18 protein-coding genes are annotated in these 23,909 nt (G+C 70.6%); 3 read left to right on the plus strand and 15 right to left on the minus strand.

All coding sequences use genetic code 11. From position 1 onward, the window contains the following. Positions 1-11: 11 nt before the first annotated feature. From AB0436_RS05235 to AB0436_RS05270, 8 genes are all read right to left on the minus strand, one after another. Entirely contained in the window at positions 12-1,502 is a 1,491-nt protein-coding gene (locus tag AB0436_RS05235) for a cellulose binding domain-containing protein (protein ID WP_366466352.1), read from the minus strand. Between the two features lie 238 nt (positions 1,503-1,740). After that, a complete protein-coding gene (locus AB0436_RS05240; RefSeq protein ID WP_366466353.1) occupies positions 1,741-2,961 on the minus strand; it encodes an MFS transporter in 1,221 nt (406 codons plus the stop codon). Further along, the gene (locus tag AB0436_RS05245; protein ID WP_366466354.1) at positions 2,958-5,807 is read right to left on the minus strand and encodes a glycoside hydrolase family 2 TIM barrel-domain containing protein; all 2,850 of its coding nucleotides are present in this window, start codon (positions 5,805-5,807) and stop codon (positions 2,958-2,960) included. Before AB0436_RS05245 ends, AB0436_RS05240 begins: the two co-directional genes overlap by 4 nt. 39 nt (positions 5,808-5,846) lie before the next feature. Then, complete coding sequence (locus tag AB0436_RS05250) at positions 5,847-7,094, minus strand: ROK family protein (RefSeq protein WP_366466355.1); 1,248 nt, start codon at positions 7,092-7,094, stop codon at positions 5,847-5,849. Positions 7,095-7,233: 139 nt separating this feature from the next. Further along, positions 7,234-8,475 (minus strand): FAD-binding protein, encoded by a 1,242-nt coding sequence (locus AB0436_RS05255; protein WP_366466356.1) that lies wholly within the window; start codon positions 8,473-8,475, stop codon positions 7,234-7,236. Positions 8,476-8,552: 77 nt separating this feature from the next. After that, positions 8,553-9,503, minus strand: coding sequence for a M56 family metallopeptidase (locus AB0436_RS05260; protein WP_366466357.1), 951 nt, complete (start codon positions 9,501-9,503; stop codon positions 8,553-8,555). After that, positions 9,500-9,871: a BlaI/MecI/CopY family transcriptional regulator gene (locus tag AB0436_RS05265; protein WP_365855203.1), complete on the minus strand. Its 372-nt coding sequence runs from the start codon at positions 9,869-9,871 to the stop codon at positions 9,500-9,502. The genes AB0436_RS05260 and AB0436_RS05265 overlap by 4 nt, the downstream gene beginning before the upstream one ends. A gap of 89 nt (positions 9,872-9,960) precedes the next feature. Next, a complete protein-coding gene (locus AB0436_RS05270; RefSeq protein ID WP_366466358.1) occupies positions 9,961-10,422 on the minus strand; it encodes an SCP2 sterol-binding domain-containing protein in 462 nt (153 codons plus the stop codon). Positions 10,423-10,666: 244 nt separating this feature from the next. Here AB0436_RS05270 and AB0436_RS05275 point away from each other — a divergent pair, with 244 nt between their 5' ends. Further along, positions 10,667-11,437, plus strand: coding sequence for a VOC family protein (locus AB0436_RS05275; protein WP_366466359.1), 771 nt, complete (start codon positions 10,667-10,669; stop codon positions 11,435-11,437). 68 nt (positions 11,438-11,505) lie between these two features. Then, positions 11,506-11,751 (plus strand): WhiB family transcriptional regulator, encoded by a 246-nt coding sequence (locus AB0436_RS05280; RefSeq protein WP_366466360.1) that lies wholly within the window; start codon positions 11,506-11,508, stop codon positions 11,749-11,751. 1 nt (position 11,752) lies between these two features. Here the strand turns inward: AB0436_RS05280 and AB0436_RS05285 are convergent, their stop codons facing one another. The 4 genes from AB0436_RS05285 to AB0436_RS05300 all read right to left on the minus strand — a co-directional run bounded on the left by AB0436_RS05285 (position 11,753) and on the right by AB0436_RS05300 (position 16,009). Further along, a complete protein-coding gene (locus AB0436_RS05285; RefSeq protein ID WP_366466361.1) occupies positions 11,753-12,736 on the minus strand; it encodes an acyl-ACP desaturase in 984 nt (327 codons plus the stop codon). Between the two features lie 117 nt (positions 12,737-12,853). Beyond that, positions 12,854-13,630, minus strand: a complete 777-nt coding sequence (gene ddaH, locus AB0436_RS05290) for a dimethylargininase (protein WP_366466362.1) — start codon at positions 13,628-13,630, stop codon at positions 12,854-12,856. A 102-nt stretch (positions 13,631-13,732) separates the two neighbouring features. Beyond that, entirely contained in the window at positions 13,733-15,337 is a 1,605-nt protein-coding gene (locus tag AB0436_RS05295) for an ABC-F family ATP-binding cassette domain-containing protein (RefSeq protein WP_366466363.1), read from the minus strand. Between the two features lie 255 nt (positions 15,338-15,592). After that, positions 15,593-16,009, minus strand: coding sequence for an SsgA family sporulation/cell division regulator (locus AB0436_RS05300; RefSeq protein WP_366466364.1), 417 nt, complete (start codon positions 16,007-16,009; stop codon positions 15,593-15,595). A gap of 245 nt (positions 16,010-16,254) precedes the next feature. Between AB0436_RS05300 and AB0436_RS05305 the strand changes: the two genes are divergently transcribed. Further along, positions 16,255-17,268 carry a LacI family DNA-binding transcriptional regulator gene (locus AB0436_RS05305; protein WP_366466365.1) on the plus strand — a complete coding sequence of 338 codons (1,014 nt, stop codon included), beginning with the start codon at positions 16,255-16,257 and terminating at the stop codon, positions 17,266-17,268. 74 nt (positions 17,269-17,342) lie between these two features. Here the strand turns inward: AB0436_RS05305 and AB0436_RS05310 are convergent, their stop codons facing one another. Genes AB0436_RS05310 through AB0436_RS05320 form a run of 3 tightly spaced genes read right to left on the minus strand, consistent with a single transcriptional unit; the run spans position 17,343 to position 23,874 of the window. Beyond that, positions 17,343-19,697: a glycoside hydrolase N-terminal domain-containing protein gene (locus tag AB0436_RS05310; protein ID WP_366466366.1), complete on the minus strand. Its 2,355-nt coding sequence runs from the start codon at positions 19,695-19,697 to the stop codon at positions 17,343-17,345. Beyond that, positions 19,697-21,667 (minus strand): beta-galactosidase, encoded by a 1,971-nt coding sequence (locus tag AB0436_RS05315; RefSeq protein ID WP_366466367.1) that lies wholly within the window; start codon positions 21,665-21,667, stop codon positions 19,697-19,699. Before AB0436_RS05315 ends, AB0436_RS05310 begins: the two co-directional genes overlap by 1 nt. Further along, complete coding sequence (locus AB0436_RS05320) at positions 21,667-23,874, minus strand: 1,4-beta-glucanase (protein WP_366466368.1); 2,208 nt, start codon at positions 23,872-23,874, stop codon at positions 21,667-21,669. The genes AB0436_RS05315 and AB0436_RS05320 overlap by 1 nt, the downstream gene beginning before the upstream one ends. Between the last annotated feature and the right edge of the window lie 35 nt (positions 23,875-23,909).

Consider the following 23,909-nt stretch of genomic DNA (forward strand, 5'->3'; position numbering starts at 1 on the left):
AGGGAAACCTCTCATCCGAGGGAGCGCAGGTGATCGCGCAGTCCGGTGCCGTAGGGGGTGGGAGTGCCGTCGTAACTACTGATCAGCGAAGGGCCGGTGGAGCAGTCCCAGGTGTTCCAGGTCCAGCCCAGATACGAGGCGTCGTGCGCGTCGAGCCAGGACATGACCTGGTCGACATAACCGTGCGAACAGGTGTTCTCGCCGATCTCACCTGCCACGAACGGAACTTTGGAGATCACCGGCGCCAGCTGTTCGTCCCAGCAGCTCGCCGATGAACAGGTGTTGAAGTTGTACGAGTGCCAGGCGGCGGCGATGTTGCCCGCCGGGTCGGTGGGCTCGTGGGAGAGCCATTGCCGCAGGTCGTTGGAGTAGGCGATGCCGCCGGCCAGGATGAGGTTCTGGGCGCCCGTCCCGCGTACCGCGTCCACCAGGTCCTGCATGCCGGCGACCTCGTAGGTGATGCCGGGGCACGTCCCGCCGTCCCGCCAGCAGGTCCACGCCTGGTCGAGCGTGCTGGTGGCGCGGTCCGGATAGGGCTCGTTGAACAGGTCGAACGCCACCGTGGGGTCGTTCTTGAAGGTGCCGGCCACCGACTTCCAGAAGGACGGGCCGTACTGCGCGTCCGGCATCGGCTTCTGGCAGCTCGCGTGGACATCGGAGCAACCGGACGAATTGCCGGTGTACTCACCGTAGGACCAGTGCAGTTCGACCAGCGGGGTGATCCCGTGCGCCTCCAGTCGGGCGACGTACTCCTTGACCGCGTCGATGTAGTTGGTGCCCGCATAGGCGGGGTCGATGTTGGCGGCGCCGAGCCAGCACTCCTCGTTCAGCGGAACGCGGACGGTGTTGACCTGCCAGCTCGCGATGGCCGCCACGGAGGCGTCGTCGACCGGCCCGTCGAAGATGCCGCGCCCCTGGACGCACATGAACTCGGCGCCGGAGCGGTTGACCCCGTACAGATGGCGTTCGGTGCCGTTCGCGTCCACCAGCTTGTTGCCGGACGCGTGCAGCGCGGGCACCTTCCCCGGGTCGGTCGGCGGCTGCGACGGGCCGGTGGGGCCGGTGCTCGGGCTGGGGGAGCTGCCCGGGTCCTGGTCGCAGGTGACGCCGTTCAGGGCGAAGGCGGTGGGTGCCGGATTGGAACCCGTGGAGGAGGCGATGAAGCCGGCATCGATACTGCCGCCGGACGCCAGCTTGCCGTTCCAGCTCTCGTTGGAGGCGGTGACGGTCCTGCCCGACTGGGACCATGCGGCGTTCCAGCCCTGGGTCACCTTCTGGGTGCCGGGGAAGTCGAACGTCAGCGACCAACTCGTGACGGGCGCACCGTTGTTGAGGATCTTCACGCTGCCCTGGAATCCGGTGTCCCAGGGGTTGGTGACCGTGTATTCGACCGAGCAGGCGGGGGTGGCCCCGGATGCGGTGAGCGGCGGAAGCAGTAGGGCGGCCGCTGCGACGGCGAAGGCGCCGGCGGCAGCGATGACAGGCAATCGTGGTGGGCTCATGGAGCGCGTCCTCACGTCCGTCATGCGACATATGCATCACATGTCATGAGTGGAAGCGCTCCCACTGGTTGCCCGGGAGGTTAACCACTACTCTCTGTCCATGACAAGACGGCGGGCCAATTCGGCCGGGAAAGAGCGCCGCCGGCCCGCATTCGGCGCCTCCTCTTGACAGCACTGCCATGTCCCCGTCACCTTGGGAGCGCTCCCACTGGTTCAGGAGTCGTTCTGGCGGTACCTGTCAAACTTTCGAATGCGCACGGCGCCTGGCTCCGGCCCGCGCGTTCCGTGTCGACCATCCGGTCGTGAGCGTCGCCAGCAGCGATGCCGCCGACAGTGCGGTGAGCAGCGCCGGCACCGCGCGCATGCCTGACGTCTCAATACCCTTGCCCAGCAAGGGCGGCGCCGCGACACCGCCGATCATCGACGCGGCGATGACCCAGGCGCCCGCCCGCCGGGCGTGTGGCAGCGCCCGGTTCAGCCACGGCAGACCGGTGGGGAAGACCGGCGCGATGAAGAGTCCGACGCCGGCGTAGGCGTACGGGGCGGCGCCCGGAATCAGGGCCAGCAGCAGACAGGCCGTCATCCCGGCGGCGCAGACCGTGAGAATGCGCTCGGCGGAGTGACGGTGCGTCAGCGGTACGACCAGGAAGCGGCCGACGGTCATCATCAGCCAGTACGCGGAGGTGGCGGAGGCCGCGAGGGTGGCCGGGTAGCCGATGGCCTCCAGATGCGACGGCTCCCAGCCGCCGACACCGGCCTCCACGGCGACGTTCAGGATGTACAGGGCCAGAAATCCGACCAGCACCCGGGAGAGCAGCCGGGGGCGGGGCGTTTCGGCCGTGTGGACCGGCGCGGGCTCCGCCGTGCCGACGCCCTTGGTGCAGAGGATCAGTGAGGCGGCCAGCACGGCGCAGGCGCCGAAAGCGTACGGATAGCCGTCCGGGCCGAGCGCCGCGATCAACGCGGGGCCGAGCACCGCGCCGATACCGAAGTGGGCGTTGAGGATGTTCAGCATCGCCGTGGAACGGTCACCGAACCCGACGGCGAACAGCTGGTTGAGGCCGTAGTCGATACCGCCGAAGCCGAGCCCGCCCAGAAAGGCCGATGACAGGGCGAGCGGCCAGTCCGGAGACAACGCGAAGCCGAGACTGCCGACCGCCATCAGCGCGTAACCGGATCCCAGCAGCAGCCGGTTGCTGATCCGTGAGTGCACCGCGTTGAAGACGAGCACCCCGGCCACCCCGCCGGTGAAGTGCAGGGAGAGGCCGAGGCCCGCCGCCGACGGAGAGAGACCGTACTCGGTGCGCAGGCCGGGCACGGCGGGTCCGTACAGCGCCTGGAGCATGCCGATGAGCACGAAGGCCACGCAGGAGGCGACCGCCGCCGGACGGCTGAAGAGCCGTCCGGCGGCGCGTGGCGTCGGGTGCGGTGGCACGCGCCGCGTCTCGGGCTGCGTCACCGGGCTCCCGGTGCGGTCTGCGCGCAGAAGGTGAAGGAGAACTCCGCCGGAGCCGCGAGGAGTTGATGCTGCGGGAGCACCCCGGGGCCGCAGGACTGCGAACCGATGCCCTGCTGGGCGTGGTCGAGGTTGACCCGCAGCAGTCCGTCGGGGACGAGGTCCGTCAGGTGGTCCGCCGCGTCGAGGTGCTCGGTCGTCCAGTGCCGGGCGGTCAACCAGAACTGCGGATCGCCCTCCACCCGGAGACCGCCGACCTCGGCCCAGCGGACGGCTGCCCGGGCGCCGTTCTCCTGCGGCCGGACGTACGGCGTCTGGAGATCGGTGACCGAAGCGCTCCACCGGCCGATCCTGGAGGCCGCCCGGGTGTCCGGATACGCCTCGCCGGGGCCGCCGCCGAACCAGCTGACCGCGTCGTCGGCGCCCGGCACGGCGAAGCGGATGCCGAGCCGGGGGAGCGGTACCTGCCAGTCGCCCTCGGGCACGACCGAGACGGTCAGCCGGAGCCGGCTCTCGTCGGCGGTCCACCGGTAGGCCGTCACCAGCCCCAGGTTCCGGGCAGCCGGAGCCACCCGGGTCCGTACGGTCAGCCCGGTGTCCGTCAGCTCCACCGCGTCCAGCCGGTGGCGCATCCGGTCCAGGCCGTACTTCCGCCAGAGGGTGCCGTAGCGGATGTCGGTCTGCCAGGCCGCTCCGTCGTCGTTGTCGGTGGGTGCCCGCCAGACGTCCAGCCGCAGCTGCTCGATGCCGATCCGGCCGATCGCCCGCAGGTCACCGGTGCCGGCGTCGAAGGAGGCCGGACCGAGGGTGATCAGCTGCTCGCCACGGTGCGGCCGGCTCCCGGCGGCCACCGGAACGGGTGACGCGGCCATGTCCGGCAGCTGCCCCCAGGCGACCTCGTGCCGGGTGCCGTCGACGAGCAGCGCCCGGACGGTCCACTGCGACTCGGCGTCCGCCCGGTCGACCGGCGGATCCGGGAGCTTCAGCTCGGCGTGCTCGCCCGGCAGCAGCGCCGGCACATCGAGCAGTCCCTCTCCGGCCGTCTCGCCGTCCACCTGATAGGACCACTCGAAGACCAGGTGGGACAGGTCCACGAAGTCGTACTGGTTGGTGACACGGACCGTGCCGGCCCGGCCGGAGCCTTCGATCCGCACCGGCTCGATGACCTTCTTGTACTCGACGAGGCCGGGGGACGGGGTGCGGTCGGGGAAGAGCAGCCCGTCGCAGACGAAGTTGCCGTCGTGCAGTTCCTCGCCGAAGTCGCCTCCGTAGGCGTAGCCGAGCGTCGGATGGGCCAGGCCGTGGTCGATCCATTCCCAGATGAAACCGCCCTGGTTGCGCGGGTGCGCCTCGAAGAGCTGCTGGTACTCGGTCAGGCCGCCCGGGCCGTTGCCCATGGCGTGCCCGTACTCGCAGAGAATGAAGGGCAGCCGCCGCCGCTCCCGGGGGCCGTCCTGGTCCGCGTGGCGGCCGATGGTGTCGACCTCGGCGTGCGAGGCGTACATCCGGGAGTACATGTCGGTGTCGGCGCAGGACGGGTCGCCCTCGTAGTGGATCAGGCGGTCGGGGTCCCGATCACGGATCCACTCGGCCATCGCGGTGAGACCGCGTCCGACCCCGCATTCGTTGCCCAGCGACCAGATGACGACGGACGGATGGTTCTTGTCGCGCTCGACCATCCGGGCCGCGCGGTCCAGCAGGGCCGGCGTCCACCGCTCGTCGTCGACCGGGTTGTCCCGCCACTCCTGCTCGACGAAACCGTGGGTCTCCAGATCGCACTCGTCGATCACCCAGAGGCCGAACTCGTCGCAGAGTTCCAGAAAGGCGGGGTGCGGCGGGTAATGGCTGGTGCGTACGGCGTTGATGTTGTGCTGCTTCATCAGCAGCACATCGGCCCGCATGGTCTCCAGGTCCACGGTCCGGCCGGTGTCCGGATGGAACTCGTGGCGGTTGACCCCGCGGAAGAGGATCCGCTCTCCGTTGACCTTGATGACACCGTCCTCGACGGCGACGGTACGGAACCCGATGCGCAGCGGTATCCGCTCACCGTCGGTGGCCAGCTCGGCCTCGTACAGCACAGGGGTCTCGGCGGTCCACGCCTCGACCGGTACGGTCACTGAGGCCCCGGTGGCCAGGTCGAGTCCGAGCCCCGGTACGGTCACCCGGCCCGGCACCATGCTGTCGACCCGCAGGGTGCCCTCGCCGGTGCGGTGGTCGAATCCGGCGTGGACGAAGAAGTCCCCGGCCGCGCCCTCCGGGCGGTGCAGCAGGGTGACGTCCCGGAAGATGCCCGGCAGCCACCACTGGTCCTGGTCCTCCAGGTAGGAGCCCGACGACCACTGATGGACCCGAACGGCCAGCACATTGCCCGCGGGCCGCAGCAGCGCGCCGACCGCGAACTCGTGCGGCAGCCTGCTGCCCTTGAACTCACCGAGTTCGACGCCGTTCAGCCAGACCCGGGCGCAGGACTCGACTCCGTCGAAGCGCAGCACGGTGTCGCCGGCCGCCGGCCACTGCTGCGGCAGATCGAAGGTGCGCAGGTGGTCACCGGTCGGATTCTCGGTCGGCACCCGCGGCGGGTCCACCGGGAAGGGATAGAGGTGGTTGGTGTAGATCGGCGCGCCATGGCCCTGCAGGACCCAGTGGCCGGGGACGGCGATCTCCTGCCAGGCCTCCGCGTCGTACCCCTGGGCAGCGAACGACGTGTCCTCGGCGTCGGCGGTCGGGGACAGCCGGAAGCGCCAACTGCCGTTCAGCGACAGGGTGGCGGCATCCGAATCCGGGTACTGGGCGCGCGGCGGCAACGCGCCGCTGCCGGGTGCCGCATCTTCGTAGTACGTCGTGCTCATCGGTCTCCTCGGGCAAGTCCGGTAGGGGGCGGCGCGCGGTCAGCGCCGGACCGTTCTGCTGGTCTTCTTCCGTGCCGCCTGCTGTGCGGATGATGCGACCGCCCCTTCGAGCGCGAAGGTCGCCGCGCCCAGACTCACCGGGTCGGAGGGGACCGGGCTCAGCACGATCTCGGTGGCGGCGAGCGGCCCGGCCGGTGCTCGCGCGGCCACCGCCTCGCGCACCTCGTCGAGCAGCGGCTTGCCGAGCGTCGCGGCGACCCAGCTGCTGAGCACGATCACTTCCGGATTGAGCAGCTGGATCAGATCGGCGACGGCCGCACCCAGGTAGCGGGCCGTCTCGCGCACCACCCGGACCGCCACCGGATCCCCGGCGGCCAGCGCGGACCCCAGCGCCCGGATGGTCGCCGTCTGGTCGTCGGGGCGCAACAGGGGACTCTCCGCGCCGAGTTCGCGCAACTGCTGCATGATGCCCGGCGCGCCCACGTACGCCTCGACGCAGCCGTGATTGCCGCAGTGGCAGAGCCGGCCGTCGAGCACCAGGGTGGTGTGCCCCCACTCGCCTGCCGTGTTGGTCGCGCCCCGGTGCAGCGCACCGCCCAGCGCGATCCCGGCGCCCACCCCGGTACCGAGGTTGATGACGACCGCGTCGGAACGTCCACGCGCCGCACCGAACCACAGTTCGGTGACCGTGCAGGCGCGCAGCGGGTTGTCGAGGTACAGCGGATACGGGATGTGCTCGGCCAGCAGGCTCAGCAACGGGACCTGGTGCCAGCCCCAGTTGGCGGCGTACACCACCGAGCCGGAGGCCCGGTCCACCTGGCCGGGCATGCTGACACCGGCGCCCAGCACCCGGCCCGGGTCCGTCCCCGACTGTTCCACCACCGAAGCGACCCCGGCGGCGATGTGGGCGACCACCCGGTCCGGCTGCTGATCGCCGGGCCGCAGTTCCACCGCCGTGTGGGCCAGCGAGGTGAGCGACAGATCGAAGAGCTCGACATGCACGTAGGTCTCCGCCACGTCGACGCCGATCAGGGCACCCCGGGTCGGGGCGATCGCGACGAGCCCGCGGGGGCGGCCGCCGTCCGAGTCCTCGAAGCCGACCTCGGTGAGCAGGCCGAGCTCCAGCAGTTCCCCGACGAGCGAGGCCACGGTCGCCAGGCTGAGCCCGGTGGCCGCCGCCAGTTCCTGGCGGGACAGCGGAGACCCGGCGATGATCTGCCGCAGCACCTCGTACCGGTTGGCGGTGCGGATGTCGCGGGACGTGCGTTTGTTGACAGGACCGAGCATGACCGCACTCCAGCTTCGGGACGGAACGCCAGGCTAAAGGGCCCACCCGGCGATCGCAAGGGTTAATAAATGGGTTGTGAAAAGCGGCGGGCCGCTGTGCCGGGGGCCGGGGCAACCCGGCCTGTGACGGCCGACCGCCTCAGCTGCCGTCGAGCACCGGGGCCAGGAACGCATTGGTGAACTTGCCCTTCGGATCCAGCTCCCGTGCCAGGCTTCGGAAGTCCGTCAGCTTCGGATAGAGATCCGGCAGCCGGTCCGCCCCCACGGTGTACACCTTGCCCCAGTGCGGGCGCGCCGCGAACGGTTCGAGCTGCTGCTCGAGCAGCCGTACCACCGGCAGCACCGCCTCGGTGTCCTTGACCCAGGTGAAGTGGAACGCGACCGAGTCGTGCCCGTAGGACGGGCTGAGCCACAAGTCGTCGGCGGCGACCGTCCGTACCTCACAGACCTGCAGCACCGGGGCGACGGCGTCCCGGATCGCGTCCACGGCATGCAGTGCGGCGACCGCGTGCCGGCGGTCCATCAGGTACTCGGACTGCAGCTCCGCACCGGCGCTCGGGGTGAATTCCGCCCGGAAGTGCGGCAACCGCTCGTGCCAGGGGCCGGGCACCCCCTGCTGCTGCGTGCAGTGCACGGGTGACATCCCGGGTACCGGATGCAGTGGGCCGGACGCTTCGGGAGCCCACGGAAACGCGGGTTCCTGCCCGGCGGCGTACTTCAGCCAGACCTGCCCGAAGCGGGGACCGCGCCAGTCGGTGAAGAGGCTGACGCTGTACGCGGCCGAGGCCACCGTGTCGAAGTGCTCGTCGAGCAGCGCCAGCGGCAGTCCGGTGTAGGCCCGCTGACCCAGCTCGAAGCCGGGCACCAGATCCAGCGTGAGCGTGGTGACCACACCCAGCGCACCGAGTGAGACCACCGTGCCCGCGAAGCGATCACCGTCCCGGTCCCGGCTCAGCGTCAGCAGTTCACCGTCGGAGGTGACCAGTTCCAGCTCCCGCACCGCGGTGGCGAGACTCCCGTGGGTCACCCCGGAGCCATGGGTGCCGGTGGCGACCGATCCGGCGACGGAGATGTGCGGCAGTGACGCCATGTTGTGCAGCGCCAGCCCCTGCGCGTGCACCTCGCGGGCCAGTTCGGCGTACCGCACGCCGGCCGCGACCTTGACCGTCGAGGCGGCCCGGTCCACCTCGATCACCGGCGGCAGGCCGGCCACCGTGACCAGGGTGCCGTCCGTGTCGGCGATCTCGTTGAACGAGTGTCCGCTGCCCAGCGCTCGCACCCGCGCCCCGGCGGTGACGAGCTGCCGCAGCTCGTCGATGGTGGTGGGCCGGTCTATCCGCTGTGCTCTGAAGGCGATGTTCCCCGCCCAGTTCGTCAACATCCTGGGAATGCTATCCGCAGCCTCCGGCGGCACTCGGAGCGGTCGGCGCCGCCGAGCGGCGCCCCGACCGGCGGCTGTCAGCGCGGTCCGGTCTCGCCCTGCGCCACTTCGATGCCGGCGTGCAGATCCGTCGCGGCTTCCAGCGCTCCCGCGGCCGACAGCGCTACGCAGACCAGCAGTGCGCCGGCTATGGCGCGTGCGGTGCGACCCTCCCGTCGGTTCGCCACCGCGCCGGCGGGCCGGTGCGAGAGCAGCGCGGCGACCCGGCGCGGAACCGGCCCGGCGTCGACGGCAAGCACGACGCTCGGCCGGACGGCGGGCGCTCGGTGGGCGGCCAGCGCCGCGCGGCCGATGGCGCGCGCCGCCAGTGAGCGGTCGCCCACGGCCCCGGCGGCTGCCTCGTCGGCGCACCGCTCCAGGGCGTAACCCAGCGGGGCGCGCAGCCCGCGCAGCGACGGGTGGCAGAGAGCGGCCAGCTCCGCAGCGCCGAGAAAGAGATGGTGGCGGCCCGCGAGATGGGCCCGCTCGTGCGCGAACAGCGCCTCGCGTTCACCCGGGTCGAGAGCCTTGAGCATGCCCGTCGTCACCACGATCCGGCCCGGGCGCCCCGGCAGGGCGTACGCGGCAGGGCCGGCGTCCCGCAGCACGGCCAGCTCACCGGTGCGAGCGGTCCCGCCGACCAGCCGCCGGGCGGCGCGGAGCTCGGCGCACTGCCGCAGTACGGTGCGCACCAGGGCAGTGGCACAGACACCGATCAGCGAAGCGGCCGCCACCGCCGCGACGGCCCCGACCGGACCGTCGCCGGTGGGCGGGTGGATCAGCCGGCCCAGCGCGGCCACCGCCGGCAGCCGTAGTGCGCCCGCCACCACCAGCAGCCCCAGGGCCACCGTGGAGCAGCAACCGAGGATGACCGCGGCGGCCGCCAGCAGCCGGACGGCCTGCCGCGGGGCCATCAGCTCGGCCAGCCGACGGGCGGCGGGCACCGCCAGGAACGGCATCAGCAGGGGCACCCAGACTGCGTAGATCACTTCTCCTGGTCCCCCAGCAGGGCCCGCAGCAGCTGTTCGTCGTCCGTGCTCAGCTGGGACACGAAGCGGGCGAGGACGGTGGAGCGGTCCTCCTCCTTCTCCAGCTCCGTGTGCATCCGGCGGGCGGTGAGACCGGGGGAGTCCTCGGTCGGCGTGTAGGCGAAACCCCGGCCGGAGCGGGTCCGGCTCACCCAGCCCTTGTCGTAGAGCCGGCTGAGGATCGTCGTCACGGTGGTCCGGGCCAGCCGGGTGCCGAGAGCTCGCTGGACCTCGGCGGGGGTCAGGTGCCCGTCGGCAGCCCACAGCGCCGCCAGCACGCTCGCCTCGAGCTCGCCGGCCGGCCGTCGTTCGGGGGTCACCTCGGGCATGGGAAACGTTCCTCCCGGAAATCTCGTTCCCAGAAATGTAGACCGCTGCCCGGGGATGTCACAAACGTTCCCTCTTGTTCGGGTACTTCTCAGGCTCTGGGAATGTCGAAATACCGGCTCAGGCAGGCAGCCAGGCCCACGTCGCCGGTGAGCTTGACCTTGCGCCGCATCAACAGCGTGACCGGGCCGACATTGCCGGACACCAGCCTGAGGAAGTCGGCGTCGCCGAGCATCAGCGTGAGTCGCGGGGCGGCCTCGGTACGGCCCTCGGCGACGCTGCACACGCCGTCGGCGATGGAGGCCTCGTACACCACCTCGGTCTCGCCGGTGATCCTCCAGCGGATGAGAGCACTGAGTGAACCGGCGTTCTCCGGGCGGAACTGCCGCGCCATGCGCCCGAAGACCTCCGCGAGCACCCGTCGGCGCTGGTCGCCGCGCGCGATCTCGCCGAGCTGACGGGCGGAGAAGCCCTTGATCATTCGCGCGAACTCCTGCGGAGAGACGGACGAGAAGTCCAGTTCCGCGAGCATGTCGCTGACGTTCTCCGCCATGGATGAATCCTTACCTGAGCGTCGCCTGCCGCTGAGCCAGATTAGGGGCCCGAACAGCTCCGGGCAAAGACCTGTCCCCGCCTGTCTGCGCCGCGCGCACTGCGCCATTGGGGGCGCCGTTGTACCCGGTCGGTCGTACGGCTCCGTCGGCGCCGGGCCGGATTGTCAGTGCTCGGTGCAAGACTCGGGTCACACGTCGACGGGACACCGAACAGACACGGGATACCGAACAGAGGAGCACGCCATGCTCAGCACCCCGTTTGCCGCAGGCTCGCCGAACTGGATCGACCTGGGCACCCCGGACCGCGACGGGGCGAACGCCTTCTACCGGGGACTGTTCGACTGGGAATTCGAGTCGGCCGGCGAAGAGTTCGGTGGATACGGCACCTACGCGCTGGACGGGAAGAAGACCGGCGCGGTGATGCAGGTCGAGCAGGCGCAGGCAGCCTGGGGGGTCTATTTCCAGGTCCCTGACTCAGAAGTCACCGTGGAGACGGTCGAGCAGGCCGGTGGAACGCTGGAGTTCGGACCGCAAGACGTCGGCACGCTCGGCCGGATGACCGGGTTCCGCGACCCGATGGGCGCGCGCTTCGCGACCTGGGAGCCCCGGGACCACCCCGGCCTGGACGCGATCAACGAACCCAACGCGTTCTGCTGGGCCGAGCTCTGCACCAGCGATGTGCCGGCGGCCGCCGGCTTCTACCGCAAGGTGTTCGGCTGGGAGATCAACTCCGCGCCCTACCCCGGCGGCACCTACACCATGGCCGCCCCGGCAGGCGCCGGCCACGAGGCCAACTTCGCGGGCTTCGTCCAGGTCGGGGCGGACGCCGCGAAGTACTGGCTGCCGTACTTCGAGGTCGACGACGCCGACGCGGCCGTGGCCAAGGTGCGGCAGCTCGGCGGCACGGTCGTCATGGAGCCGGCGGATCTGGCGGGGGTGGGCCGGATCGCCAGGGCGGCCGACCCGTCCGGTGCCCCCTTCTCCCTCATCAAGAGCGCCATGGCCGCCGCGTGAGTGCTCGCCGCGCGCGCGTTCATCGTTCGTTGAACGGACATTGATCGACGGCGGGCAGTGTGTCCGGCATGTCGACCACCATCAGTAACGCCCCTGAGCTCGCGTGGCAGGAGCGGGCGTTGTGCGCTCAGACGGGGCCGGAGTTCTTCTTCCCCGACCCCGGCAGCTCCACCCGCGAGGCCAAGAGGCTCTGCGGGATCTGCGAGGAACGAGTGACCTGCCTGGAGTACGCGCTCGACCATGACGAGCGATTCGGCGTCTGGGGCGGACTCTCCGAGAAGGAGAGGCTCCACCTCAGACGCGAGCAGGGCTGATCTACGAAGCCGTGGCGGCGGCGCGCGCCGCCATCCGGGCCTTGCGGGCCGCGAGCTTCTCGTCGAATTTGGCGGCCTCCGAGTCCAGGCCGCCCATGTACAGGCCCAGCTCCTCCTGCGCCTTCAGTCCCCCCGGGCCGAGCCCGTCGATGTCCAGGACCTTCAGATAACGCAGCACCGGCTGCAGCACGTCGTCGTGGTGGATCCGCATGTTGTAGATCTCGCCGATGGCCATCTGCGCGGCGGCCCTCTCGAAACCGGGCATCCCGTGTCCGGGCATCCGGAAGTCGACGACCACGTCACGGACCGCCTGCATGGTCAGATCAGGCGCCAGCTCGAAGGCCGCGCCCAGCAGGTTCCGGTAGAAGACCATGTGCAGATTCTCGTCGGTCGCGATCCGCGCCAGCATCCGGTCGCAGACCGGGTCCCCCGACTGGTGGCCGGTGTTGCGGTGCGAGACGCGGGTGGCGAGCTCCTGGAAGGCGACATACGCCACGGAGTGCAGCATCGAGTGCCGGTTGTCGGACTCGAAGCCCTCCGCCATGTGCGCCATCCGGAACTGCTCCAGCTTGTCCGGATCGACGGCCCGCGAGGTCAGCAGATAGTCGCGCATCACGATGCCGTGCCGGCCCTCCTCGGCGGTCCACCGGTGCACCCAGGTGCCCCAGGCGCCGTCACGGCCGAAGAGCGAGGCGATCTCGTGGTGGTAGCTGGGGAGGTTGTCCTCGGTGAGCAGGTTGACCACCAGCGCCGTCTTGCCGATGTCGGTGACCTTGGACTGCTCGGGCTCCCAGGCCTTTCCGTCCTCGAAGAGGCCGGGGAAATTGCGGCCGTCGCTGAATGGCACGTACTCGTGCGGCATCCAGTCCTTGGCGACCTTGAGATGGCGGTTGAGTTCCTTCTCCACCACCTCTTCCAGCGCGTACAGCAGTCGGGCGTCTGTCCACGCTGCCGAACTGCCGAGGTGGGGAGAGGTGATTGTCACGGGTGCTCCTGGGGACGGGAGTGTGTTACCTACGGACTCGTAGGTTACGTATCCGTAGGTTAAGGGGGCAGTAAGCGTGCGCCAACCCCCTGGTCCGAAATGTACGACTACCTGAGGTTATGAGTACAGTCCCCGTAGGCGCACGGAGAGACATGTCACGCAGCCTTCAAGCTTCTCGTACTCGCTGATGTCCACCGCAACCGGCTCATAACCCAGCTCGGCGAACAGTTCCGCGGTCCTCGGCGCACTGGCCGCCATCAGCAGCGCGGCGCCGCCCAGCAGCACCACATGGGCCCCGGACTCCTCCGGAACCGGCAGAAAACCCGGGAAGACGGACGGAGTGTCGACGAGCGGTTCGTACCCGATGACCGTCGAGTCGGGCAGTGCGGTGACCGCCGACTTCAGATGCAGCACCTTCGCCGTCGGGACGGCGACGACCCTGGCCCCGAGCGGCTCGAAGGCGGCGCGCAGCTGCTGGACACCTGCCGCGTTCGTCCGGCCGCCGCGCCCCACATAGAGGGTGTCGCCGATCTTGAGCACGTCGCCGCCGTCCAGGGTGCCGGGTTCCCACACCCAGTTCACCGAGCAGCCGAGCCCGGCCAGCGTCTGCTCGACCGCCACGGTCTCCGCCCTGCGGGACTCGGCACCCGAGCGGGCGATCAGCGCCACATTGCGGAACATCACCACGGTGTCCTCGACGAACACCCCGTCCGGACAGTCCTGGGCGGGCGCGGTCTCGACCGTCTCCCAACCGTGCGAGCGGAACGTCTCCGCATACCGGCCCCACTGCTCCAGAGCCAGCGCGTAATCGACGGGGGTGCGCTCAATATGGGTGACAAGACCTTCGGCGAGGCGCGGGCTCGGCCGGCGGATCAGGGCTTTTCTGCTGGGCACGAACGGTTCTCCAGGTCGCGGGTGCGAGTCGGGCCATGACGGTGGCGCCCATCATGGCCCGCATCTCTCCCGAGCGGAATCCCCGTTCTGCTCCCGCTCGGCTCATTCCCGGTCGCCTCCGAGCTCGAGCCACCGGGTGATCCCGATCGACTCCAGGAACGGCAGATCGTGGCCCGCGACGATCAGCGCCCCCCGGTACGAGTCCAGGGCCGCCGTCAGCTGCCGCACGCTCGCCAGGTCGAGATTGTTGGTCGGCTCGTCGAGCATCAGCAGCTGTGGCGCCGGTTCCGCCAGCAGCAGAGCGGCCAGCGCGGCACGGAACCGCTCACCGCCGGAGAGCGTTCCGGCCCGCTGGTCGGCGCGTGCCCCCTTGAACAGGAAGCGGGCGAGCCGCGCCCGGATCTGGTTGTTTCCGGCCTCCGGTGCGTTGCGGGCGACGTTCTCCACGACGGTCAGCCCGTTGTCGAGCACATCGAGGCGCTGCGGCAGAAAGCGCAGCGGGACATGGACCGTCGCCTCACCGGACACCGGTTCGAGCAGACCCGCGACGGTCCGCAGCAGCGTCGTCTTGCCCGCTCCGTTGCGGCCGACGAGGGCGATGCGCTCCGGGCCGTGCACGGTGAACTCACCGTCGATCCCGTTTCCGTACGGCAAGCGCAGATCGCGCAGGGTCAGCACGCTCCGCCCGGGGTGCACCTCGGTGTGCGGCAGTTCGATCCTGATCTCGTCGTCGTCCCGCACCTCCTCCACCGCCCGGCTGAGGCGCTCCTTGGCGTCGTCCAGCCGCTCGGCGTGCATGATGCGGTGCTTGCCGGCCGACTCCTGCGCGGCGCGTTTGCGTGCGCCCATCACGATCTTCGGTTCGCGCTTGTTGTCCGACATCTTCTGCCCGTAGCGTTTGCGCCGGGCCAGTTTGATCTGGGCATCCGCCAAGTCCCGCTTCTGCTTCTGCACATCGGCCTCGGCGGACCGCACCATGCGCTCGGCCGCCTCCTGTTCCACCGCGAGCGCCTCCTCGTACGCCGAAAGTGTCCCGCCGTACCAGCGGACCTCCCCGGCGCGGAGATCGGCGATCTGGTCGACACGCTCCAGGAGTTCACGGTCGTGACTGACCACCACCATGACGCCGGGCCAGGCGTCGACCGCCGCGTACAGCCGGCCGCGGGCGACGCGGTCCAGGTTGTTGGTCGGCTCGTCGAGCAGCAGGACGTCGGGTCCGGCGAGCAGCAGAGCGGCGAGCCTCAGCAGCACGGACTCACCGCCCGACACCTCGCCGACGGTACGGTCGAGTCCGATCGAGCCCAGTCCGAGCTGTCCGAGGACAGCATGGGCGCGTTCCTCCACGTCCCAGTCGTCGCCGACCGCGGTGAAGTGCTCCTCACGCACATCGCCCGCCTCGATGGCGTGCAACGCGGCGCGGGTGGTGGCGATACCCAGGACCTGGTCCACCCGGAGTCCGGTGTCGAGCACCAGGTTCTGCGGAAGGTAGCCGATCTCGCCGGTGCTGCGCACCACGCCGTCGGACGGCGCGAGCTCACCGGCGATCAGTTTCAGCAGCGTGGACTTGCCGGCGCCGTTGACGCCGATGAGGCCCGTTCTCCCGGGGCCGACGGCCAGTTGGAACCCGTCGAACACCGGTGTTCCGTCCGGCCAGGAGAAGGCGAGCGCGGTGCACGAGATGTGCGGGGTGGAGGGCTGGGTGGACATACGGGTCTCCCGGTTGCGGCGAGCGCGGTGAGCGCTGAAAGGAAGGGGGCAACAGGTGGAGACACCGCCAGGCACGGGAAAGGCCCTGGTCCGGGAGGACAGCTCGTATACCGAGGTCACACGCGGTGCGCGCAGGCGTCAGCACTGCACGGCACGGTGTCTCAAGACCTCAGTAACGCAACGTCCTACTCCGATCGACGACAACAGGGCCACCAAGAACAGTACGACCGGACCCAGGCCCTCGCCAAGCGAATTTCAGCAGGTGTCGCGCAACAGCTCGGCGACGCCCCCATCGACGTCCAGGAAACTCTGCTCGTCACCGGACGGGACGAGTGCCTCGGTCCGCTCGAGGAAGATACGCAGCTCGGAGGTGTGCATATGCACCATCGCGACGCCCTCGCGGGCATGGAACTCCAGCACGGTCCGGTCGTACCCGTAGGGTCTGATCCGCACATCGCCCGCGCCGGCCGGGGCCGAGACGCCGGCGGCCAGCAACTCGCGGGCGAAGGCCCAGGAGACCTCGACGCCCTCCAGCGTGGCCTGCGGCGGAAAGTCCACACTGACCGCGAAGGGATCTTCGCGGTCGTAGCGCAGGGTGGTCGGGACGGTCTCCATCCGGGGCGCGGATGCGACCAGGCGAGCCTGGACGGCTTGTTGGACGACGTACGACAAGGCCCCGCTCCCTCCTCGCGGTTCGGCTGACGACGGTGTGTCGAAAGGAAGGACGTACGGAGGGGCGCATCCGTGCACCCGGGGACGGTGATGTCCATCACCTGCGCGGCACCGAGATGCGTCGAAGCGCTTCGACTTTTCTCTGGACAGCGACTGCGGCGACGTCTACTGTCGGTGTTTCCTCGCATGTCGCGCACGTATCACGCGCGTCGAAGCGCTTCGCGCAATCTGTCATGGAGAGCTGAATGACCACCCTCGCCGAGGTCGCCCGGCACGCCGGAGTCTCCGCCAGCACGGTGAGCTACGTCCTCAGTGGGAAGCGGTCCATCTCCACCGCCACCCGTGAGCGCGTCGAACGGAGCATTCAGGAGCTGGGCTACCACCCCAACGCGGGCGCCCGCGCGCTGGCCAGCAGCCGTTCCAACATCATCGCGCTGATGGTGCCGTTGCGTACCGACATGTACGTGCCGGTGATGATGGAGATCGCCATCGCCGTGGCCACCACCGCCCGCGCGCACGGCTACGACGTCCTGCTGCTGACCGGCGAGGAAGGCCCGGAAGCGGTGCGGCGGATCGCGGGGAGCTCGCTCGCGGACGCCATGATCCTGATGGATGTGCAGTTGCACGACGAGCGGCTGCCGCTGCTCCGTGACTCCGAACGCCCCGGTGTGCTGATCGGACTGCCCGCCGACCCGGTCGGACTCACCTGCGTGGACCTCGATTTCGTCGCCACCGGAGCGCTCTGTGTGGAGCACCTCGCCGGCCTCGGACACCGGGAGCTCGCTGTGATCGGCGAGGCGGCCGCAGTGTACGAACGACACACCGGCTTCGCGGAACGGACCGTGGAAGGCATCCGCTCGCGCGCCCGCGAACTCGGCGTGCGGGTGCTGCACCGGCCGTGCGAGGGCGGCTTCGCAGCGATGGCCGGGACGCTCGCCCGGATCTTCGACGAACGCCCGGGGACCACCGGGTTCATCGTGCAGAACGAGTTCGCGGTGGAGCCGCTGCTCAATCTGCTCAGGCAGCAGGGCAGGGCCCTCCCGGAGGACGTGTCCGTGGTGGCGGTCTGTCCCGAACAGGTCGCCGTCCAGGCGTCGGTGAGCGTCACGTCGGTGGCGATTCCGGCGCAGGAGATGGGCAGGCGCGCCGTCGAGCACATCGTCGCCAAGCTGCAGGGCCGGGCCGGGGACCAGGTCGAGCTGCTGAAACCGGAGCTGACGGTCCGCGCCAGTTCCGGTCCGGCCGCTGCGGCCGGCTGACCCGTCGGCACACCAGGAGTGTGCCGAAGGTGCGACGTGCCATGGGGGTGGCTTCCTTCCATGGGCGGGATGAACTACTGCGGCCTCAGGGTGAGGAGGCAGTCCACGCCGGCCGTCAGGTCCAGCAGGACCTCATCGGTGCCCGCCGGGAGTTCGGTGGGGGGCCGTTCAGCGGGAGAGCGGCCGTTGAGGTGCGGCCCGTTGCCAGGCGGGTCTGCGAGAGCCAGGCCCGCGCCGAGTCGCAGGTCCACGCGGACGGTGCGGGTGGGGCGCAGCACGGCCGTGGCCCGGCCGTCGCCCCAGCTGAGCTCGACCGATGCGCCGAACCTGGTGCGGACACCCCGCAGTTCGCCGGTGGGGTGGGCGGAGGGGAGCGCGGGCAGCAGGACCAGCCGGGACGGTGTGGACTGCACCAGCATCTCGATGAGCGCGGCAGGCAGCGCGTGCGCGGCGTCGGCGTTGTAGACATCGCGCGCCGGGTAGTGCGAGCTCATCAGCGAGTCATGAAAGAAATTCCCGCCGAGCACGGAGTCCAGGGCGTTCCCGGCTCCTTCGCCGTCCCGGAGCCGGGCGGCGATCAGCGCATGATGCAGATGGCCGTGGGCCGAGTCGTTCTCGGAGCCGCGCCGTTCGAGTGCCCGCCGCGCGGCGGCGGCCAGCGACGGTGTGTCGTACGGATTGATCTCGTCCAGCGGCCAGACGGGGTACAGGTGGCTCAGGTGCCGGTGGTCGTAGTTCTCCGCGAGGCCCGGCCAGGCCCATTCGGCGAGTGCGCCGTCCTCGTTCACCCGGTAGTCGGGGAGCCGCCCGGCCAGTGCGCGCCACCGCTCCGCACCCAAATGTCCGGGGGCCTGGGCCGCGGCCGTGGTCAGCGCGTGCTTGGCCGCCGCGATGTCCATGGTGGCATTGAGGGTGCCCCAGCTCGCGTTCGCCGGGCGGTTCTCCGGCGAGTAGGACGGCACGATGACGATCCGGCCGTCCCGGCCGGTCCGGCTGAGGAAGTCCTCGTAGAACACGGCCACTTCGGTGAGAGCGTCGACGAGCCGGGGATCGGTGACCCCGCTGGTCTGCGCCTGCTCGAGCAGCGGTGCCAGCAGCCAGTCGGCGCCCGCCGTCCACAGGTGCAGCGGATAAGCACGCTGGAAGTGCCGGACGTGTCCCGACTCGCCGTCCGTGTGCGTAGGGGCGACGATGCCCCGCGCCCCGAAGAGCGCCCGCGCGTTGTCGCGCCAGTCGGCCAACTGGCCGTAGACGAATGCAGCGTGGGCGTTCGAGACCTCGGGCAGCGCCCCCGGAGCGGCGGACGCCGTCTGCAGATTGAGATTGGCGTTGGTGGTGAACGCGCCCGCCCACGCGGTGTCCCAGTCGCCGCTCCACAGCCCGGTCAGCCGGGGCGGCAGGAGACCGCTGGCGGAGAGCAGGTGGTAGCGGCCGGCCGCGAAGAGCCGCTCGAGAAGCGCGGGACTCGCCGGGCGTCGCAGCAGCTCCGAGCCGGGCAGCCGCCGCTCGGCCGGAGCCGACCCGAGGGAGAGCCTGACACGGCGGTACGCGGTCGTGTGCAGCTCCGTATGACGGCCGAGCAGCCACGTGTACAGCTCCGCCGGGGTCGTCGGCGCTCCTTCACGGCCGGCCCCGGCCGCGCTGATCAGCGCCCGCAGCGACGCGAGGCCGACTGCCGGGTCGTCGGCCGGGCCGGCCACCTCGCCGGGAGTGCGGCGCCGCACCCGGGTGAGCAGCAGCAGACCGCGCGCGCCGTCGAAACGGATGCCCTCACCCGCGAAGACGGCTGTCCCCCCCTCCGCCACCGCGACGGTGACCCCGGTGTACGAGCGGTGGCTGTCCGGGTAGCCGATGCGCAGCGTGAGCTGCGCGCCGTCCCGGGTCAGGGCCGCGCTGCGGCCCACCGCGAGCCGCGAGGGTGCGCCCGGCAACCGGTGGTCCAGCGCGAGGTCGGCCGACAGCATGGCGCCGCTGAGGTACTGGACGACCACGTCGTCGGCGCGTGACACGAACACCCGGCTCAGCCGCTGACCGCACTCCGCGCTGACCACCCCGGTGGCGAAGTCGACCCGCCTGCGATAGTCGGCGGCGAGCGACACGTCCTGACGGACGCGCACCTGGAAGGCCGGGTGGAAAGGCTGCACCCACCGCAGCGGATACCCCGCTCCGAAGCGCTCCGCCGCGGTCGTGTCCCCGCTGAGCAGGGCGTCCTGGAGCCGCCCCAGGCCGTTGGCGAGCTCCGGCGGCTGCAGCGCCTCGCTGCCGTTGGGACGCACCAGCGTGTGGTGGCTGATGATGACCCGGTCGTCGGCCGGGTCGCCGTACACCATCGCGCCGTGCCGGCCGTTGCCACTGAGGAAGGCGTCCTCCCAGCGGGTCGCCGGCCGGGCTTCCCAGGTGCCTTCCGCGGGTGTGCGGCCGTCGGTCATCAGGGGGCCTTCCGGAGCACCGCGACGCCGTAGCGGTCGAGCTCCACGACGCCGTCCACGGTGGCGCCGGACAGCAGATCGTGGTGGCGGCCCGGCACCGACACGGTGACCTGGTCCCGGCCGTGCTGGAGCAGAAAGAGCAGGTCACCCCGGCGTACCGCCTCCACCCCGGCCGGCAGCCCGGTCAGCACCGGTCGCGCCCCCGCCCGGTCGGCCACCCGCGCCAGCAGCTCGCGGAGCGCGCCGGGCTCGGGCAGCGTCGAGAGGTACCAGGCAGAGCCGTTGCGCAGGACGGCGGGAAGTCCGTCCAGCTCGCCGCTGCGGTAGCTGGCGACCGTTTCCGCGCTGCCCGCCTCGAGCTCCTCCGACCAGAGGGTGCCGACGAAGCCGTCGCACTGCACGGTGGTCCCCGCGTCCAGCGGCCACCACTCCTGGAGCGTGGCGATGCCGAAGAGGTCGCGCAGCCGGGCGTCCATGCCGCCCGCTCTGATCCGGTCGTCCTCGTCGGCAGCCCCGGTGTGGAACCCGCTGACCAGGGTGCCGCCGCCGCGTACGTACGTGACCAGATTGTCCACGGCGGCGTCGGTGAGCAGATAAAGATGCGGGACCACGACCAGCTTGTACCGGCTCAACTCCTGCTCCGGACGGGCGAAGTCGGTGGTGTGGCCGGACTCCCAGAGCGCCCGGTGCCAGGCGCGTACCACAGCCGGATAGTCGACCTCGGACGAGATCCGGCCGTCCTGCTGATCCGCCCACCAGGATTCCCAGTCGTGCACCACGGCGACCTCGGCCGGAACGGCCGATCCGGTGGCGGCATCGGAGAGCACGGTGAGGTCGGCGCCGAGCTGCTTGGTCTCCTGAAAGGTGCGGCCCTGCTCACCCGCGTGACTGACCATGCCGGAGTGGAACTTCTCGGCGCCCTGCCGGGACTGCCGCCACTGGAAGTAACAGATGGCGTCCGCCCCGTGCGCCACCGACTGCAGCGACCAGAGACGGTTGAGGCCGCGCGGCTTGGGGTGGTTGACGCCCCGCCAGTTCACCGGGCCCGCTGCCTGTTCCATCAGCATCCACGGGCCGCGGGCCTGCGAGCGGGTCATGTCCCCGATCATCGCGTTGTACTGGGCGCCCCACGGGTCCGCCGGATCCGGATAGATGTCGACCGAGACGACATCCTCCTGTTCGGCCCACTTCCAGGCGTCCTGGCCCGTCCAGAACGGCATGAAGTTGGTGGTGACCGGGAGGCGCGGGGTGTGGCGGCGGACGATGTCGCGTTCGGCGACGTAGCACTCCAGGAGCATGTCGGAGGTGAAGCGCCGGAAGTCCAGTACCTGGGTGGGGTTGCGCATGTAATGGGGTCGGCGAGCCGGCAGGATGCCGTCCCAGGTGTCATAGCCCTGGCTCCAGAAGGCGGTGCCCCAGGCCTCGTTGAGGGCGTCGAGCGTGCCGTACTTCTCCCGCAGCCAGCGGCGGAAGGCGGCCGCCGCCTCGTCGCCGTAGTCGAAGGTGCAGTACTCGTTGTTGATGTGCCACATGGTGAGGGCCGGGTGGCCGCCGTACCGGGCGGCCAGATCCTCGGTGATGGCGGCGGCGTAGCGGCGGTAGGTGGCGCTGGAGTGCGAGAAGTGCTGGCGGCCGCCCCACCACTCGGTGCGGCCCTCCTCGGTGACGGGCAGCGTGTCGGGGTGCAGCCGCCCCATCCAGGGCGGTGGCGCGGAGGTCGGCGTGGCCAGGACGACGCCGATGCCGTTGTCGTGCATCAGGTCCATCAGCGTGTCCAGCCGGCCGAACTCCCGTGCGCCCGGCTCGGGTTCCAGCATCGACCAGGAGAAGACGCCGAGGGTGACCGAGTTGACGCCGGCCGACTTCATCAGGCGAAGGTCCTCGTGCCAGATCTCCTCCGGCCACTGCTCCGGGTTGTAGTCGCCGCCATAGAGGAGGCGGCCACGGGTGGCATCGTTCAGCTCGGGCATCAGGCAGACTCTCCGTACTGCACGCCGCGTCCGTTGGTGGCGATGAAGACCCGGCCGTGGACGCGCGGGTCGCCGGTGATGGCCGCGCCGATCCAGCCCCACTGGTGCCGGTCGTCGTTGACCCGCACCCAGGTTTTCGCCTCGTCGTCGGAGCGGTACACGGCGGTGCTGCTCTCGGTGGAGCCGACCAGGTAGATCGCCGGGTAGGAGGCGCCTTCGGCGGCCTTGCCGAAGCCGAGGGTGTACGAGGCCCAGCAGCTGCCGACCTTGGTGAAGGTCGCGCCGCCGTCCGTGGAGCGGTACAGCCCGTTCCACTTGAGGCTCAGCCAGAGGTCGCCGGAACGCCCCGGTGCCACGGCCAGCTGGAATTCACTGTCTCCCGCGCTCAGGCCGGAGGCCCGGGCGGTGAAGGTCCGGGCGCTGTCGGTGCTGGCGAACAGCGTGCCGGTGGCCGTGTCGAAGGCGTAGAAGCGGGTCGGGTCGACCGGGTCCGCCAGCGGGTTGGCGCCCTTCGGGAACGAGGCCGCCTCGGACCAGGTGGCGCCGTTGTCCGCCGAGCGGTAGCCCGGGTACGTCGAGCCGGGGGACCACAGCAGCACGCTGCCGTCAGCGTTGGCGGCGATCAGCCCCGGCGAGCTCTTGGCCATGTCGGGCTGGGACGAGAAGGGTGCCCAGGTCTTCCCGCCGTCGTTCGAGTAGGCGCCGTTGCCGTTGTCGCCCGAGCCGGTGCGGACCACGTACGACGGCTTGGCCGCGGCCTGCGCGAGTCCCGTGGCCGACCCGAACACGGGGTTCGAGGCCATGCCGCGCGACGGGGACGCAGTGAGCCGGTCGTGGTACAGCACGCCGATGTCCCGGGAACCGCTGATCAGGTGGGCCTGCCCGGTCGGGGGCGAGATCATCTGCACCACGGACGCCTCCTCCAGGCCGCGGATCTGCGGGGCCCAGTGCTTGAGGTCGCGGGTGCCGTAGAGGGTCGCGCCGGTGCCGTAGACGACATGCTTCGCGTCGTACGGGTCGATACCGACCGCCTGGACCCACCAGCCGAACTTGGGCTTGTCGGAGCCGAACGTGAGGTAGGGGGTCTCGGATACATCGAGGACGGCCCTGTCCTTGAGGGACTTCCAGGTGCGGCCGCCGTCGGTGGTTCGGTACAGCGTGTCGATCAGCGACCAGCGGTTGTTGGTGGAGACGACGACGGTGCCGGGGTGGCGGGCGTCGACGGCGACACCGCCGTAGCCGAAGCTGTCGGTGCCACCGTCGGCGGTGGTCCCGCCCGGCCGCACCGGCGTGACCTCGGTCCACTTCCCGTTGGTGGTGCGCACCTTGTGCACGCTGCCGTCGGACTGGCCGTTGGGGCCGGGGGCGTTCGCGTACGTCACATACAGCTCGCGGGTGTGCCGGTCGTACGCGGCCCGGACCGGGACCTTGGCGGCGGCGCCGGTGGGCTGCCCGGGGGCGGGTTCCCAGGTCACGCCGTCGGACGTGCGGTACAGGTTGGGCTCGGCGGCCGTGCCGTCGGAGTCGCCCCAGCCGGCGTAGACGGTACGGCCCGCGGCGACGAGGAAGGTGACGCCCTGACCGGTGGCGCTGGGGGTGGCCGGGAAGCTCACCGCCTTCCACGTGGCGCCCCGGTCCGTCGACTTGAGCAGCCCGTCGTGCCGGGTGCCCAGCCACAGGGTGTCGCTGTCCCGCGGGTCGACGAGCAGCCGCTCACCGCATCCGCGGCCGTCCTCGTTGGCGCCGAGCTTGACGGAGAGGTCGGTGCGCTTCCAGGTGGTCCCGCGGTCGTCGGAGCGCAGGACGGCGCCGTTGGTCGCCCAGGACTGGGAGTAGGTGCCGCAGGCCAGGTACAGCCGGTCCGGGTGGGCGGGGTCGACGGCCATGGCCTCGACGCCGAGGAGGTTCCAGTCGTCCCAGCCGATCCGGTCGGTCAGCGGGATCCAGCGGCCGATCCGGTCGTCCCAGCGGTAGGCACCGCCGATGTCGGTACGGGTGTAGGCGAGGCCGCGCACGGAGGGGTGGAAGAGGACGCCGGTGATGAAGCCGGTGCCGCCCATCACAGCGTTGCGCCAGCGGTAGTTCGGGCTGTCGGCACCAGCCTCGGCAGCGTGCGCGCGGCCGGGGAGAAACGGTACGGCGGTGAGCGCGGCGGCGGCCGCGGTCCCGGCGAGAACGGCTCGTCTGCTCGGGCGGGACGCGTGCATGACATACCTCGTTCTGTGCGGCTCGGGGGCGGAGA

This window comes from Streptomyces sp. NPDC051322 (assembly GCF_040689485.1).
In the GTDB taxonomy this organism is placed as follows: Bacteria; Actinomycetota; Actinomycetes; order Streptomycetales; family Streptomycetaceae; genus Streptomyces.

Coding starts and splice junctions, on each gene's coding strand:
- AB0436_RS05235 (WP_366466352.1), bottom strand. CDS start 1,502: ATGAGCCCACCACGATTGCCTGTCATCGCTGCCGCCGGCGCCTTCGCC.
- AB0436_RS05245 (WP_366466354.1), bottom strand. CDS start 5,807: ATGAGCACGACGTACTACGAAGATGCGGCACCCGGCAGCGGCGCGTTG.
- AB0436_RS05250 (WP_366466355.1), bottom strand. CDS start 7,094: ATGCTCGGTCCTGTCAACAAACGCACGTCCCGCGACATCCGCACCGCC.
- AB0436_RS05255 (WP_366466356.1), bottom strand. CDS start 8,475: ATGTTGACGAACTGGGCGGGGAACATCGCCTTCAGAGCACAGCGGATA.
- AB0436_RS05265 (WP_365855203.1), bottom strand. CDS start 9,871: ATGCCCGAGGTGACCCCCGAACGACGGCCGGCCGGCGAGCTCGAGGCG.
- AB0436_RS05270 (WP_366466358.1), bottom strand. CDS start 10,422: ATGGCGGAGAACGTCAGCGACATGCTCGCGGAACTGGACTTCTCGTCC.
- AB0436_RS05275 (WP_366466359.1), top strand. CDS start 10,667: ATGCTCAGCACCCCGTTTGCCGCAGGCTCGCCGAACTGGATCGACCTG.
- AB0436_RS05280 (WP_366466360.1), top strand. CDS start 11,506: ATGTCGACCACCATCAGTAACGCCCCTGAGCTCGCGTGGCAGGAGCGG.
- AB0436_RS05295 (WP_366466363.1), bottom strand. CDS start 15,337: ATGTCCACCCAGCCCTCCACCCCGCACATCTCGTGCACCGCGCTCGCC.
- AB0436_RS05305 (WP_366466365.1), top strand. CDS start 16,255: ATGACCACCCTCGCCGAGGTCGCCCGGCACGCCGGAGTCTCCGCCAGC.
- AB0436_RS05310 (WP_366466366.1), bottom strand. CDS start 19,697: ATGACCGACGGCCGCACACCCGCGGAAGGCACCTGGGAAGCCCGGCCG.
- AB0436_RS05315 (WP_366466367.1), bottom strand. CDS start 21,667: ATGCCCGAGCTGAACGATGCCACCCGTGGCCGCCTCCTCTATGGCGGC.
- AB0436_RS05320 (WP_366466368.1), bottom strand. CDS start 23,874: ATGCACGCGTCCCGCCCGAGCAGACGAGCCGTTCTCGCCGGGACCGCG.